Origin of the sequence: Acinetobacter sp. GSS19 (assembly GCF_028621895.1) — a bacterium.
Classification (GTDB): Bacteria; Pseudomonadota; Gammaproteobacteria; order Pseudomonadales; family Moraxellaceae; genus Acinetobacter.
On record NZ_CP117520.1, the window covers coordinates 1,286,060 to 1,301,251 of the forward strand.

At 40.6% G+C, this 15,192-nt stretch carries 16 protein-coding genes and 1 pseudogene; 3 read left to right on the plus strand and 14 right to left on the minus strand.

Annotated features, from left to right (window positions below):
• Nucleotides 1-193: 193 nt before the first annotated feature.
• The 5 genes and pseudogenes from PGW99_RS06180 to PGW99_RS06200 all read right to left on the minus strand — a co-directional run bounded on the left by PGW99_RS06180 (nucleotide 194) and on the right by PGW99_RS06200 (nucleotide 6,109).
• Entirely contained in the window at nucleotides 194-877 is a 684-nt protein-coding gene (locus tag PGW99_RS06180; protein ID WP_273779373.1) for a hypothetical protein, read from the minus strand.
• A gap of 453 nt (nucleotides 878-1,330) precedes the next feature.
• Nucleotides 1,331-1,528: pseudogene (locus tag PGW99_RS12370) on the minus strand (I78 family peptidase inhibitor); the annotation flags it as partial.
• Between the two features lie 301 nt (nucleotides 1,529-1,829).
• On the minus strand, nucleotides 1,830-2,033 hold the full coding sequence (locus PGW99_RS06190) for a hypothetical protein (RefSeq protein WP_273779444.1): 204 nt from the start codon (nucleotides 2,031-2,033) through the stop codon (nucleotides 1,830-1,832).
• A 1,428-nt stretch (nucleotides 2,034-3,461) separates the two neighbouring features.
• Nucleotides 3,462-4,600, minus strand: a protein-coding gene (locus PGW99_RS06195; protein WP_100223103.1) for an IS3 family transposase whose coding sequence is annotated in 2 segments (ribosomal slippage) — nucleotides 3,462-4,342 and nucleotides 4,342-4,600 — 1,140 coding nt in all. Because the reading frame shifts where the segments join, the coding sequence is not laid out codon by codon here.
• A gap of 174 nt (nucleotides 4,601-4,774) precedes the next feature.
• Nucleotides 4,775-6,109 (minus strand): amidohydrolase, encoded by a 1,335-nt coding sequence (locus PGW99_RS06200; protein WP_273779376.1) that lies wholly within the window; start codon nucleotides 6,107-6,109, stop codon nucleotides 4,775-4,777.
• A 420-nt stretch (nucleotides 6,110-6,529) separates the two neighbouring features.
• Here PGW99_RS06200 and PGW99_RS06205 point away from each other — a divergent pair, with 420 nt between their 5' ends.
• Entirely contained in the window at nucleotides 6,530-6,874 is a 345-nt protein-coding gene (locus tag PGW99_RS06205) for a hypothetical protein (protein ID WP_273779377.1), read from the plus strand.
• A 73-nt stretch (nucleotides 6,875-6,947) separates the two neighbouring features.
• On the opposite strand, the gene PGW99_RS06210 is transcribed toward PGW99_RS06205, so the two are convergent.
• The 7 genes from PGW99_RS06210 to PGW99_RS06240 all read right to left on the minus strand — a co-directional run bounded on the left by PGW99_RS06210 (nucleotide 6,948) and on the right by PGW99_RS06240 (nucleotide 12,614).
• Nucleotides 6,948-7,442: a Dps family protein gene (locus tag PGW99_RS06210; RefSeq protein ID WP_273779378.1), complete on the minus strand. Its 495-nt coding sequence runs from the start codon at nucleotides 7,440-7,442 to the stop codon at nucleotides 6,948-6,950.
• A 309-nt stretch (nucleotides 7,443-7,751) separates the two neighbouring features.
• Nucleotides 7,752-8,915: a pilus assembly PilX family protein gene (locus PGW99_RS06215; RefSeq protein WP_273776727.1), complete on the minus strand. Its 1,164-nt coding sequence runs from the start codon at nucleotides 8,913-8,915 to the stop codon at nucleotides 7,752-7,754.
• Between the two features lie 15 nt (nucleotides 8,916-8,930).
• On the minus strand, nucleotides 8,931-10,055 hold the full coding sequence (locus tag PGW99_RS06220) for a PilW family protein (protein ID WP_273776728.1): 1,125 nt from the start codon (nucleotides 10,053-10,055) through the stop codon (nucleotides 8,931-8,933).
• A gap of 20 nt (nucleotides 10,056-10,075) precedes the next feature.
• Complete coding sequence (locus PGW99_RS06225; RefSeq protein ID WP_273776730.1) at nucleotides 10,076-10,546, minus strand: type IV pilus modification PilV family protein; 471 nt, start codon at nucleotides 10,544-10,546, stop codon at nucleotides 10,076-10,078.
• A complete protein-coding gene (locus PGW99_RS06230; RefSeq protein ID WP_273776731.1) occupies nucleotides 10,543-11,040 on the minus strand; it encodes a GspH/FimT family pseudopilin in 498 nt (165 codons plus the stop codon). Before PGW99_RS06230 ends, PGW99_RS06225 begins: the two co-directional genes overlap by 4 nt.
• Nucleotides 11,037-11,393, minus strand: coding sequence for a type IV pilin protein (locus PGW99_RS06235; RefSeq protein ID WP_273779445.1), 357 nt, complete (start codon nucleotides 11,391-11,393; stop codon nucleotides 11,037-11,039). The genes PGW99_RS06230 and PGW99_RS06235 overlap by 4 nt, the downstream gene beginning before the upstream one ends.
• 321 nt (nucleotides 11,394-11,714) lie before the next feature.
• A complete protein-coding gene (locus PGW99_RS06240; protein ID WP_273779447.1) occupies nucleotides 11,715-12,614 on the minus strand; it encodes a LysR substrate-binding domain-containing protein in 900 nt (299 codons plus the stop codon).
• 108 nt (nucleotides 12,615-12,722) lie between these two features.
• Between PGW99_RS06240 and PGW99_RS06245 the strand changes: the two genes are divergently transcribed.
• On the plus strand, nucleotides 12,723-13,145 hold the full coding sequence (locus PGW99_RS06245) for a CidA/LrgA family protein (protein WP_273779449.1): 423 nt from the start codon (nucleotides 12,723-12,725) through the stop codon (nucleotides 13,143-13,145).
• Between the two features lies 1 nt (nucleotide 13,146).
• Entirely contained in the window at nucleotides 13,147-13,842 is a 696-nt protein-coding gene (locus PGW99_RS06250) for an LrgB family protein (RefSeq protein WP_273776732.1), read from the plus strand.
• 6 nt (nucleotides 13,843-13,848) lie between these two features.
• Here PGW99_RS06250 and PGW99_RS06255 read toward each other — a convergent pair whose 3' ends face one another.
• Together PGW99_RS06255 and PGW99_RS06260 are read right to left on the minus strand one after the other, a co-directional pair.
• Nucleotides 13,849-14,589, minus strand: a complete 741-nt coding sequence (locus PGW99_RS06255) for an adenosylcobinamide-GDP ribazoletransferase (RefSeq protein ID WP_273776733.1) — start codon at nucleotides 14,587-14,589, stop codon at nucleotides 13,849-13,851.
• On the minus strand, nucleotides 14,586-15,191 hold the full coding sequence (locus PGW99_RS06260) for a histidine phosphatase family protein (protein WP_337960654.1): 606 nt from the start codon (nucleotides 15,189-15,191) through the stop codon (nucleotides 14,586-14,588). Before PGW99_RS06260 ends, PGW99_RS06255 begins: the two co-directional genes overlap by 4 nt.
• Between the last annotated feature and the right edge of the window lies 1 nt (nucleotide 15,192).

Below are 15,192 nucleotides of genomic sequence, written 5' to 3' on the forward strand. Positions count from 1 at the left end.
TCAAATATCGCAATTTGCAATATTGGTGTTTAAATGTAAAAAACCGCCCTTCCGGACGGTTCCGTTTATATGATCAACTAGTCTTTAGGCTCTTAAAGTCCTACCAATCAGATCGAATAGAAGATTTACTTCTTTGGATAAATAAATGCTTCTTTTAAATTAAGAGGCATTCATTACAAAATATTTAATGCTGCTAAAAGTTATAACGCAAACCAGCTTTATAAGTCACACCATCGATATCAAGCTCAGAATGACTACCTGACAAACAAGTATCACTAAAACACAATTCCATATCATGATTGAAAAGCCATTTATAACCGACTCGCCCAAACAGGAAAGTGGTCGGAGAAAATTTGTAGCCTACTTCCAAATCAACCGGTAATGTAATGTATTGCAACTCTAGACTAACATTGTTGAATGCAGGGTCATATTGGCTTTCATCTAGCCATGCATATCCTATTCCGAAGCCTGCTGATGTATATGCATTTCTGTTTTCCATCAGTTTATATTGCATGCCAATACCAACTTCATCAAAATCTACATCCGATGCTTTCTGATAAAGATATTCTGCATAAACACCCAATTTAGGGCTGAGACTCGCACTACTATTCAAGAAAGCCCCATTGAAGGTTTCATTACCACCAAGTTCATTTGAACCAATCCGTGAACCTGCATAACCGAATGACAAAGCATATTGAGGAATAAAACTTGACTGGTGCTTTTTATTAATCTCTGATTGAGATGAATGATATTCTACGGGAGCCCCCATGGGTTGTGGGTCAGAATACTGAGGAATTAATGATTGATCTTGCCAAGTATTTGCCATCGATGTGGCGGAAAAAAGACTGAGTAATCCTGTAATGAATATTTTTTTCATGACCTTATCCTTTTTCTTATTGTTTTAGATTATAAAATAGCCAATTTTGAGCAAAAAATAAACATCACTATGTAAGCAGGTTATTCATAATTTAGACTACCTCAAAAGGTGAATACACCCGACTCCCCATCTTCTTGCTTAAATGAATAATCCAAGTTGATAGACACCGTAAAATTAAACTGATATCCCTACTAATTTAAGGGTCAAAATCATGCCTGTTTATTAGGATTTATTCTAACTGATGGGGTATTTAATAAAAATGGAAGAACAGCAATTCAGCAACTTGTTCTCTCTAGATAAAATTTGCTTGATGCCAGAATTTTTTTATAACCTAAATTTCCTTTATAAATCTAATGAATACGAGTAATTAGTAGACTTAGGATCATAGGATGGATATTGGTATATCCATCATACTGATAGAGAAACTCTACTGAGCGCTTTTATGAGCATAATTTAGCCACAAGAAGCTTGCAGAATGACTTTAGATTGGGGATCAAGGACCACGGTAATACGATTTTCACGATAGTCCATTGTCACTGCTTGTCCTGGAGTGACTATTCTTACAATTTCAGATTGAGTTAGAGCTTTAATTTCGTACTCAGTCAAACCCGTTTGACCAACAAGTTTTGCTGCTGCTTCAGGGGAGCATTTTTTGATTCCCATTGTAGGTGTAGGCTGCAATTGTTCTGTTTTAACCCCATTAACACAAGCAGTTAAACTCATTGTGACCATCAAAATCATGACGTAGTGAATAATTTGCATTTTTTATCGAATTGATCAGGAAAAATTCATCATAACCAATAATCGCTTTCGTGTAACTCCTTCTAAAAGATCTCTGGACAGTCATCCCAACCTTGAACGATTACTCAATTTGCAAAAAACCTCGCGAAAGCGAGGTCATAGATTAATCAAAATAGGCTTAGCTCACGTCTACAATGAAAAACCTGAGCAATTAATGGGTGGAATCTAGATTCAACTCTTCATCTTTGGCACAGATCACAGAGGTCAAAATAGGAATTGCTAAAATCATGGGAACAACAATAATCCACAAATCCGTCGTTAACTTACTAGAAAAGAAAAATTGAATCGCAATTGCAGCTACAATCAACACCGAAAATAAAACAATAGCGAAACGAATAGCAAATTTGAGGAGCATTTTTTTCATCCCTTGATTCAATCAATTATTTGAGTATACGCCTCGTTTCACTCAAGATATATGGTTTAAAGCAATAAAGGCATAAAAAAATAAAGACTTTGAATTACTTCTATTTAAATTACACATTTCGACTTCAACTTTCCTGTTGGCCAACTATTCAGCTCAAGCCGAATACAGCAGATTCCGATAGAATAGATAAGAAGATACCAGCAAAAAAACTCCAATAAACCGATAAAAAGCATCTTGTTGTCCAGTTCCTAGAACTAACAGGGCCAATCCGCTCATAAACAGGATAAGACTCAAGATCATTCTTAAAATAAGCATTTGAAGACCTAATGACAGTGCAAATTTGCATAAAACTACCTGAAAATTTGCTGGAAGCCTGTTCGTTTTATAGGTATAAAAGTAAATCTTAAAGAGACAGTCTGGGATTAAAACCAAAAAGAAAAATGGGGTATCGAGATACAACCATTTGATTTATATTAATATTATGATTTAAATTACAAGCAGATAAGATAATACTTGAGTTAAAAGCATGTAATATACTATCTCAACTGGTTAACTTTGAGTAATGTTCAGTAAAATACCTATTTTTGCTAGAAACTTACATCTATTCACTTATTTTTTGTTTTTCTCCCCAAATAAATCTAATGAAAACAAGAAGAAATTTATGCCACGCTAAAGACTTATCATGAGAAAACATGAATAGGCTGATTTTTTACTAGAATCTCCACACATGAAAGCTCAGGATTCAGATGATAGCTGATCAAATAGACAGACGAAGTAACTGATCTATACATCCTACCTTAAAGACTTTTGACAAATCCACTATAGGTAGAATAGGAAGCGAGTAATGTTAATAGACCAATGCCAATGAAAAAATTCTCAGATTGAGAAATCCCCAAGACTAGAAAAATCAAACTGCCAATAATCAATAAACTTCCGATGATTACCCAAAGCTTTTCCATACTATATTTCCTTAAAATCATTATAAATATAATGTGATATAAGTCACATTTTACTAAATTTATTCTAATTTTTTAACACTTTGAGCTGAATTTTTTATTTATTTTTAACAGGAAGGTCAGGTCAATATTTTTAAAATTCTCTCCATAAAAAAAACCTGCTATTTGGGGAAATAGCAGGCTATAAAGAACGCTCAAAAAGGTTAGATATCTTTTTGAGGCCTCAATAATAACAAACAAACAACACTTTTACAAATTTTTGTGATGCATTTATCATTTTATTTTAGGAAAACGAGGTGTGTCGCATAAATTGGTCGCTTATTTAATCTCATTTTAAAGGTTCAAGCGCGTTTATCCTAAAAAATGAGTGAGTCTAATACTATGTTTACTTTCGTGTGTACGGATCGATGACCTAAATTTAAGCAAAATGGACTGCTCCCAGTATCCTAGACATGAGACCGCCTCATTTTGAAGCTGTCTCAAATGCTTCTGGGCTCATCCCATCGAGATGCGAATGACGCCTGATTCGATTGTAAAACATCTCGATATAATCAAACACATCCGCACGGGCCATTTCTCGTGTTTTATAGATCCTCTTTTTAATTCTTTCCTTCTTTAAACTACTAAAAAAGGATTCAGCAACAGCATTGTCCCAACAGTTTCCACGACGACTCATACTCGGAACTAAATTATGCTTTTGACAGAATTTCTGCCAGTCTCCGCTACTGTATTGTGAGCCTTGGTCTGAGTGTATGATCACAGGTTCATTGGGTCTGCGTCGCCATACCGCCATTAAAAGTGCATCCAAAACGATATCCTTGGCAAGCGTAGGTTTCATTGACCAACCGATGACTTTCCTTGAATATAAATCGAGAACCACAGCCAGATATAACCAGCCTTGCCAAGTACGGATGTAGGTAATATCAGTCACCCAGGAAGTATCAGGGGTGCTCACAGCGAACTCTCGATTTAAGTGATTTGGTGGCACAATCGGAGGACGGCCACAACCATAACTTTTATGCTTTTTATATCCTCGAACAGCGGCAATGCCATTGTTCTTCATGATCTTCAGCACACGATTGGGGCCACAGCTTTCACCTAGCTCTTTAAGATCCAGCGTGATGCGACGATAACCATAGATGCCATAACTGGCATCATAAGAAGAGCGGATCAGTTGTAATAACCGTTTGTCTTCAATTGTTCTGCCTGATTCGGGTTCATGTAGCCAGGCGTAATAGCCAGCACGAGCAATCTTAAGAACCCGACACATCGTTTTAATCTTAAATTGATGGCTGTACTCAAGGATAAACTGATACTTTACTCGGGCAGGCTTGCAAAGTACCTTGCGGCCTTTTTTAAGATATCTCGCTCTTCTTCAGTTTGCTTAAGCTGACTTTTAAGACGAAGGATCTCTTTCTTTGCTTCGAGTAGTTCATGTTCATCAGGGTTGTTGCGTAAAGGCTGTACGGCCTTTAGCCATTTATAAATGCTGTGCTGTGATACACCTAAACGTTCAGCCACATCAGTGACAGAATATCCACGTTCGGTAATCAATTTAACAGCTTCATCTTTAAATTCTGGGGTGTATCGTTGTCCACTCATAATGTTCTCTCCTATGCAAAAAGAATAGACGAAATTTGTCTAGGAGAGTGGTGGCAGTCCAAAAGATGGTTATGTGTGTCTAGAATTTTGGTGGCTATTCAACATAGAGCCATAAACTAAAAAGCCTATCATTGAAGATAGGCTTTCTCTTTAGGGTCAAAAGTCATACAAAAATTAATTAGCTTTCCATGCTTGCTGAACCTTCGAGGCAATATTCGGATAATCTAAAACAAACTGAACATGGGATTTAACACCTGTTTTAAGCGCGTTTTGATCTACCACAAATTTTGGATTATGGTTCGGTGCTGCTGTTGACATATCCTGTTGCTCAGGAGTTGCTCCCAAGAAAACGAACAATGCTGGCATCAATTTACCATAGTAAGCAAAATCTTCACTTGGGCTAAGGTTCTTTTCTAAAACATGAGCTTTACCTGACCCAGCCGCTTTCTGTAATGCAGGAGCAATCAACTCGGTTAAGGTCTTATCATTCATGGTTACTGGCGCATATGGGGAAATCTCCACTTGAGCTTTCACTTCATTCGCGTCAGCTGTGCTTTCAATCATGTGCGGCAAATGCTTCTGCATGCTATTGCGGATATCTTCATGATTTGAACGCAACGTACCAATCATTGATACTTTTTCTGGGATGATATTACCGCTGGTGCCAGCCTGAATCTGACCGATACTCACGACCCCCATGCCTTTACTTAGATCTGCACGGCGGCTGACCATGGTCTGCATATTGTTAATGATTTGTGCTGCGGCAACAATCGCATCACGACCATTCCATGGCATAGATCCGTGAACCTGCTGACCATTCAATGTAATACGAATGCTGTCTGCGCTGTTTAAAGCCGCACCACTCTTATAGTACAAATGACCGCTCGGCATACCCGCCATTACATGTAGACCAAAAATGACTTCAGGTTTAGGATTTTTCAATGCACCATCAGCAATCAGTTTACGTGAGCCAACCTGATCACCTTGTTTAAAGTTGTCAATATCCGCCCCACCTTCTTCAGCAGGCTGGAAGATGAAAACCACAGTACCGTTAATTTTGTCACGGTTTTTTGCGAGTACTTTTGCAGCGCTTAACAACATGGCAGTATGCGCATCATGTCCACAGGCATGCGCGACGGCTGTCTCTGAACCCTGATAAATAGCACGTACTTTACTGGCAAATGGCAAGCCACTTTTTTCTTCCATCGGCAAAGCATCCATGTCGGCACGCAAAGCCATCACTGGACCTGGTTTTGTGCCTTTGAGTATGCCAATCACACCTGTTTTGGCAAAACCAGTTTTCACTTCAATGCCATAACTTTGCAATTCTTGTTGAACGAGCTGTGAAGTTTTAAACTCCATGTTGCCCAGCTCAGGGTTTTGGTGAATTCGTTGATAAAGTTGGATCGTGTCTTTTTCCGTATTTTGCACGGCGTTATCCACCCAATCAGCCATAGCCAACGGGCTAGCAGCTACCATTGTCAACATCAATCCGATATGCTTTTTCATGATCATCCTTGTTCCAGCTTTTACATCATACCTAAAACATATAATCGAGTAAAAAGGTCGACTTTGTAAAATACCATTTAGGTTGGAAAAAATACCTAAGTTAGAACCTTTGGAGAAAAGACATTTTATTTAGTCACTTAAGATTTTTTGTGACATACATCATACTCTTGTTTTTCATAAAATTATTGATTGTAGTGAAGCATTCTCTTAATTCTTAACCTTTAAAAGAGCGATTTGAATCTGATTGGCACAACGGCACTAAGACTTTTGGCTAGGTTATTGATTTCTTCAGTTTTATCGAGCTTGAATCAGGCATTTGGCTTGGTCTAACGCTTGTGATCGTGTGTAAAACCATATAGATTCAATAGAAACAAACCATAAATTGAAAATGATTAAACTGAAAACAACAAGGAGTGTACGATGAAAAATCATCTTTTTTGTATCGGTGTGGAATTACGCAAAACCGGTCAATCCGCCGAAACAGCGGACAATCAAACTCCTGCCTCCACTTTCACCAACTTCAACGTGTACGTAGGTGCCAATGATTTGCATGAAGCATTGAGCCGAGTGCAACAACAGCTACAGCAAGATGGTTATGAAATTTTATTCATTCGTGGGGGGTGGGTCGTGGATGCGAACTGCAATGATGGCTTCTGCCCGACAGATGCAATGATGGGTAGTCAAGGTGGTGATTTATTGTTTAATGGACAGATTGCCTATGGCAAGCCACAGGAATGGTCGATTAACAGTGATTATGAATACTAATTTCCTTAATATGCCCTGAACAAAAAAAGAAAAAGTCTATATCAAATAGACTTTTTCTTTTTAAATCAAAAAATTACTCTTCCAACAAACTTCTTAACATCCATGCTGTTTTTTCATGGATCTCGATACGTTGGGTAAGTACATCTGCGGTCGGTTGATCATTTGCCGCATCTACAATCGGAAACAGTCGACGTGCGGTACGAGCGGTGGCCTCTTGCGCATTCACCAGATGACGAATCATCTCGGGAGCTTTAGGTACACCTTCTACTTCTTTAATAGAAGCCAATTTTACAAATTCTTTATAGGTGCCCGGAGCTGGAAAACCTAAGGCACGGATACGCTCGGCAATAATATCCAGTGCATTCCACTGTTCTGTGTACTGATCCATAAACATATTATGCAGACTATTGAATTGCGGACCGGTCACATTCCAGTGAAAGTTATGTGTCATCAAGTATAAGGTATAACTATCTGCCAAAAGCTGTGATAAGCCTTGTACGATCTGCGCCCGATCTTCTTTAGAAATACCAATATCGATATCCGCTGGTTTTACTTTTTTGTTCGCCATGATTGTTATTCCTCTTATAAAGATGCAAAGAATATGAATAGTTTTAATATGGCATAAGTAGCAACTTATGCAACTGCTAAACAGATAGAAAATTTAAATGGACAGAATAGAGTTCCTCAATCATAGAAAATAACCTAAAAGAATTGAATGAATTTCTGATTAATCGAGATTCATCATGTCATATCAATTTGTTCGAAAAGCTCAAGTGTGACCATTCGTTGATAACGTACTATAAAAAACCTGTAGGCTCAGCTGCTTACAGGTTTGATGTTATAAAGTCATTTTTATCTGAGGTAAGTCAATTCTAGGCTAAAGGACATCACTCCAAGCTAAAATTCGGGTACTAGTTGCCAAACCACCGCCATTTATATCACTCGAAGTACCAAAATAGGAACCATCATAAGTAATGGTCATGTTACCACCACCTTTGAAACCGGTCGAATTATTGCCGAATTTATAATTTCCTGGATTAGCAGAATCTGGAATAATATCAGTAACATAAACCGCACCACGGATATCTAAAGCCCCCCCGCCACTGACATCCATACTTCCACCTAAAACAATAATCGCCCCAGTAAACGTATTTCCACAACCCGAGCCAGCAATGTTACCGTTAACATCAAAATCCCCCTTGACGATGATAATTCCAGAGCAGGGTAACGAGCCTGAAAAATTACCGGTGTAGACTTTTACCTCTGAATTGCTTTCAATGCTGCTCACATACTGCATCACTTCATTGGGGTTGCCCCACATGCCCAAGTCAGTAGCTGAAATACAAGGTGCAGTTGTGCAAGTTCCCCCGTAATGTGCTGCATCGGCACGGTTATTCGGAATTGCATTTTTTACTGTCGTGGCAGAGGCTGAATCCAGTGTGGCAATCGCTAAACGGTCTCCCCCCTGAATTTTAAATTGATTACTGTTCCCCGCTGTAAAATTGCTCACATTGCCTGCCAAGGTTAAAGGTGCAGGTAGTTGAGGAAGTTTGAGTCCTCCGGGTGCCGCGATCCGAATTTTATAAATACTCTCACCCAAAATCACGGTACTAGTCCCATTCGTTTTAACCAGATTCCCGCTAATAAGCGCAATCACTTGTTTATTGGTTTCATCCCAGCAAGGATTGGTATTTGCAACTGTGCACCCCACGATATTTGCTGTAGGGTTGATCCAGTAATAGCCATTGGAGCCAGAATTTACGGTTAGATTTCCCGTAGAACTATAGGGAATTACACTCTTCCATCCGGCCTTATCTGAGTTAGAAGTTGGCAAACCATTGTTAACAAACCGATTTTTTGCCCAATCATAAAACACAGCAGCCCCATCTTCCGCAGCATTGGTGGTAATCGTTTTATTATTCAAATTTGCGGTCATTTTGTCCTGCATGACTGTACTGCGCATGGCATACAGCCCCATCATCGCCGCAACAGAGAGCAAAACTACAGTGAAAACCAATACAAAACCTTGTTGTTTTTTCATCGCTTGCCCTCTGCTTTAGTTCGTCGTCTCAAAAGTAATCGTGCTTTTGCTTTGAGTTTCATTGTTGTACTTTAAATAAATACTAAAAGTCTGATTGTTACCATTTGGAGCTGCAAAGGATGCGGGTGCTGAACTGGTAATATTCTGTAGAGGCTGATTACTGCTATTGAGGGTGCTGGAAAGTGACCAACCTGACAAATTATATGTATTCTGTCGGAGACCTATCTCAATATCAGTATTTTTAACAATCTTCGTGGTTTGTCCAATGATATCGCTCCATGACCACTTTTTCACCACTGTGCCATCTTTTTTATTCTCAACATACAGCAAAGCCAGAATCTGCTCTAAAGTTGGCTTCGTCACATTTCCATCTGTGGTCCCTGTGTTATTCGTTGAACCATTTGATCCACCGTTAGACCCCGTAGTTGCACCTGACCCAGCAGTCGTACCTCCTGAACCCGTATTACCAGCTGAACTATTGTTACTATTATTAACAGAATTATTGCTTGGAGTTCCTCCACTGGATAAACTTCCAACCCCTGCTCTTTGATGCGATGTAGCAATAAAAGTTAAGGTGGGCTGTTGTGTGTTACCTTGTTGGATGAGACTGATTTGTGTCTGGATACTGGTAATATTACTCAGAATATTCTGCACACTGGCATTTACCGCTGAGCTACTATTAAAAAACGGACTATAAGCGACTGTACCTGTTTGTTGAATACCATAAGAGAACTGTAAGCTCCCGATATCCTTAGCCAAAACATAGCTTTTAGTTGCATCATTGTCCAAAATACAGACCAGCTGATGATTATTATCGAGTTTCAGTGTATTGGTGGTTGAATGGTCACTTCGTCCCAAACAGTCACGTTGTGATCGGTCAAAATTAATCACCAGTTCACTATTCGTAGTTGGTGCCGCGAAAGAATCAGCTTGACGCACCAAACGCGTGATAGTTGCAGCAGCAAATCGAAGACCTTCTTGTGTTCGGTCTGCCACTTCCTTATCTAACATCATTTTCTGGTTAGTAAACAAAATGCTCATTGCACCACCGGTCACCACCAAACCAACGGTCATACCGACCATCAGTTCAACCAGGGTAACGCCTGCCTGAGCATGTTTGAAAGATGATATTTTTTTCATGGATCAAATCTCAGAAGGTTTTAAGATGCACATTTAGGCAAAGTAAACTGATAGCTAAAACTTTGCTGATTAGCGGTGGTATTGGTCGTATCTCTATACCAAGCTGCTTTCGCATTGGTCCATGAAATCACTACCTGAAAACGCTGACGAGTGGTATCAATTTCAGTGACTGTTCCCTGCCAGCCATTCATCATCTGATGCATAGCTTTCTGGTTAGTCGACAGACCATTTGTGGTGGTGGAATTCCAGTCATTTTGCCAACTACTGATCACAGTAGTTTTTTGCGTTGAGAGAGAACAAAGATTTGCCCACATCCGGTCGATCAAGTCATTCGCTTGTATATTGGCAATTGTTCGCTGGGTTGCCAGCTGGCTTTGCTGTACAGATTTAAGATGAAGAACTCCCAAACCTAACAGAGCCCCGGCTGTCAGAAACATGGCGATTAAAGCTTCGAGTAAAGTAAAGCCACGCTGTGAAACATTGATCTTCATGGGCAAGTACTCCCGAGTACTTTTTCTACACGCCCTGAGACAGGCACACAGACAGAATATGTTTCTCGGTCAGGCATCGAGACCTGAATCTGATAACGATCATTCGCTGCACCCACGGTATTGAACACAATGCTCGCAGGCCCAGTAATATTTAACTGAGAGTTGTTGTCAAAGCTGAGTGCAGCACGAACTTCTTCCGTCGATGCGCTCAAACTCGTACTTCGTGCAATTAGCCCTGTATTCCAGTTAGTTAGATTGGTCGTAACACATGTCGCACCATCTTGACTGGCACAAATTGTCGTGATTCGTCCCGTTTTAATCGCATCGCTACGCACCAACTGTAAAAAATGGGTAATTTCATTACTTGCTGATCGGATTTTGCTATTTTGCTGCCAGCTGTTCATTGATGGAACTGCGAGTGTTGCCACAATAGCTAGAATGGCAACAGTGACAATTAACTCAAACAGTGTAAATCCTGTAAGTGACTTGTTCATTTCCAGCACCCTGCGGTGGTTGGAGTTTTTTTGCCTTCCTCAGTGATGCTGAGGGTTCCACAACTGTCATTCTGCTTACTGGTCGGTGTAGCCGTAATGGTAAATTTCTGATTATTCGAGGTATCAACACTGAGCGTGTAATAGGAACTGACATTGCTTGGGGCAGCTAATGAACTCGGAATCGTATTGCTGGCTGGATAATTAAAACTGGCGTTATATTGACTTTCCATATACTGGGCCAAATTTAACATTGCCGCTTGAGCATCGGTACGATGCCCTTTTGCTATATATTGACTGTAATTCGGCAACACGATGGCTGCCAGAATTGCGATGATGGCCACTACCACCATCATTTCAATCAACGTAAACCCCGCAGAAAAAGGAGAAGCTTTCCGCTTTTCATACAAACACATATCTAACCATTATCTTTTTGTTAATTTTGTTTGATTTATATCACAATTATGTACCAATTGTGACAATTTTTAATGACTAATAAGTTATAAGTGAGTGTAAAGGTTTGTATTTTTATGCAAATACTATCGATTGCTAAGAATTTAAAGATGATAAATGACTAGACTTCTGGCAACATGCCAGCGGCAGCATTCTTAAAAGGAAGCCGGAGCTCATTGATAACGATTGATTACTTATTAAAAATTTTTAAAGCGGTGGATCTTCTAGAAATGAATCAACTGTTGATGCTGCTCGATAATCTTAAGCCAGGCTCGCGTCGCTGGACTCATCGGGCTTTGATTATACCAAGCCATATTCAAAGTCCAGTTTAAATTAGGTTCAATCAGACGCGTCATATTAAAGCTTTTAGCGTCTAGTCGCTTGCAATAAACTTCCGGCAGTAGGGCAATGCCCATACCGGCCTCCACCATTTTGGCAATAAAATCCCACTGACTACTTTTGCATAAGACTTTGGGTTCAAAACCTACTTGCTGTGCAGCCTGTAAAATCATTTGATTCAAGGTAAAGGTATCGGCATACAGCAAAAAAGATTCCTGTTCGAGTTCCCTTAACCCAACCGCCTCACGATGCTGCAAATACGACTGCTGATGAGATAGCACACACAAGGGTGAATCGAGAATCTGAATACCTGAAAATTTTGAATCTAATTGTCCCAGCAAAATCCCGACATCAATCTGCCGATTGAGCAATGCTTCTTCAATGCCATTCGCACCCACTTCAAGAAAGCTCAGCTCAATTTCCGGATACTGCCGATGAAATAACGCAATCAGGGCACTCAAGAGAACAGACCCCAGAGGCGGCAAACCTAACGCCAGTTTCCCTTTTTGCACCTGACGGATTTCGTCTAAGGTACTATAAATTTTCTTTTCATTTTCCAGCATGGCTAAAGCATGTTGATAAATCTGCTGACCACTATAGGTTAGACTTACCTCGCGCTTACGACCGGCCTGACCTTTGTTGAACAGTGCAGTGCCTAGTGCTTCTTCTAACTGGCGAATTGCTTTGCTCACCGTAGGTTGGGTTAAACATAACTGTTCTGCTGCCAGGCTAAAGCTTTGACAACGGACAATCTCTACGAAGATTTTCAGGCTTTTTAAATCCACAAAATCATTCCAATTCAGCATAATCATTTTATGATTATTCATAATTTAACATAAATATTTTTCTAAAATTAAAATAACATTTTAGATCATCAGGTTATTTCTGTGCGGATCTCCTCTCAGTCAAAACAACATTTCAAACACTTCGGGCAGCTCAGCTTATTGTTTCTGTTCTGGGCATTTGGGCTTCTGTTACAGCGAACTTTTAATCTGCCAATTTCAGCAGGCGTACTGGGACTCTTTTCCATGCTCACCCTGCTATTAACAGGCCTCTTGCCTTTACACTGGGTTAAGGCCGGTTCCGATCTGATCCTGAGTGAATTGGTACTGTTTTTTGTTCCCTGTGTGGTTGGGCTGATCAATTATCAACAACTCTTTATTCAACAAGGTTGGCAGTTGGTTCTCGCGGTCTTACTGGGAAGCTTATGTGTGCTGATTGTCACGGCTTACAGTGTATTTATTGGATTTAAAGTGGAAGCTTGGATCAAAGCTAAAATCGCTCGCCCTGAATCCCGTTTGCTAGGAGAGCAATAAAATGAATCTACTCGCCCTCGGATTTTTAATCGCCACACTATTCGGCTATATCTTCAACAAAAAACTTTATCGCAAATATCCCTATCTGGTGTTCTCACCAGCCATCTTGTTGCCCATATTGCTCATACTGGCAATATCCGCTCTGCAGAGTTCTTATAGCACTTATATGCATTACAATCAGTGGATTGTCTGGTTACTCGGGCCTGCTACTGTCGCGTTTGCAATTCCAATTTATGAATATCGTGACGTGATCCGGCAACATGTACTTTCCATCAGTTTAGGGATCATTTTAGGAATGACCGCAGGTGTGGTCAGTGCATTTTACCTGGCCAACCTGTTTGATTTTGATCAGATCACGCGTTACAGCTTAATGTCTCGCTCTATTTCTACACCTTTTGCCATGGAGTTAACTCAAAATCTGGGGGGATCTGTGGAGTTGGTCATTCTGTTTACCATGATGACCGGCATTTTGGGTGTCGCCTGTGCTGATCTGGTCTTGATTGCATTAAGATTAAATTCCCGTTTTGCTCAAGGTGCAGCTCTAGGCAATGCCGCTCACGGTTTTGGTACCAGCAAAGCCTTTATGCGCCATCGGGATGAAGGCGTAATTGCCTGCTTAAGCATGGTTCTATCGGGTATTTTTATGGTGCTCTTTGGTCCACTACTCGTACATGGCATCATTAGTCTATTAAGCTGAACAACATCACAGATAAAATGAGCAGATGACCAGACTACTTAAACTGACCGCTTCAACCATTTCAATACTGGCACCAATCGTGTCGCCAGTAATTCCACCAATTCTCTGGATAAATTTTCTTCGCAAATACCACAGCACTGCAGATGCAAATACCATGGCCACGGCAGCCTTAATCCCACCCAATAAACATATCAGCAGAGCAATCAATAGTATTCCCCATGCTAAAGGACGTGGCAAATATTGGGCCATCTGCGTCCCCAAACCATGACTGCGCACATAAGTCGTGGTTAAGAATAAATACAGTGGCGCTAAACGCCCCCATACAGGGAACATCAGCAGATAGACCTGTAGATTTTTGTCTATCAGGACATAAAGACAGCTCCACTTCAGCAAACAAAGCACAATCAAGCTGAGCACCCCAATAGGTCCACAGCTTGGATCTTTCATGATGCTTAACGTTCTGTCTTTATCACCAAAACCGCCCACCCAAGCATCCGCTGTATCGGCCAGACCATCAAGATGTAAACCTCCGGTTAGCCAGACCCACAGAATCAGACAAATTGTTGCCAGTAGAACCGCCGGCAAGGCATGAAACAGCGACACGACCGCATATAAAATACCGCCAATAAGCAGGCCAATCACTGGATAAAATAACAAGGCACGCGCATTTTGCAGCGGGCTGGGCACAGATTTTAATTGCACCGGGAAAATCGTAAGAAACTGCAGAGCAATCCAGAAAGCGCTCATACGGAGTTACCTTGAGCCATCATCAGTTCACCTTGGGCAGAAATCTGAAATGCATGTAGTTCAGCCAAAGCGGCCTCTTGACTCAATAGCTGATTTAAATCCTGCTGCAGAGCCAAACATTTCAGCAACTTAATGACACCTCCATGACTGATGACTAAAGCATGTGACCAACGGTGCTGTGATAGTACCATCTGAAGCTCTGTTATTGCATTCATCACTCGCTGCTGAAAATCGGTCAGAGATTCGGCATTAGGCGGAGTAAAACGTGTGGGAAATTGCCAAAAATTGGCGAGTAGTTCTGGTGAATGAGCATAAATATCTGCCGTGGCCTGGGCTTCCCAATCACCAAAAAACATTTCCTGTAAACCGGGCTGATAAATCAACGGCAACTGTAACTGAGCTGCCAAAGTTTCAGCAAACTGGGCGCAACGTTGCAAGGGCGAACTCACAATCACTTGCCATTGCACGGGGGATTGTATCGCACGATTTATCGTGGATTGCATCTGGCTCCATCCTAACGCAGTCAAAGCATCATCGGTTTGTCCGCGCAAGATGTGGCTTAAATGGCTCTCGCCATGCCGCAAGATATCAAAGTGCAACACA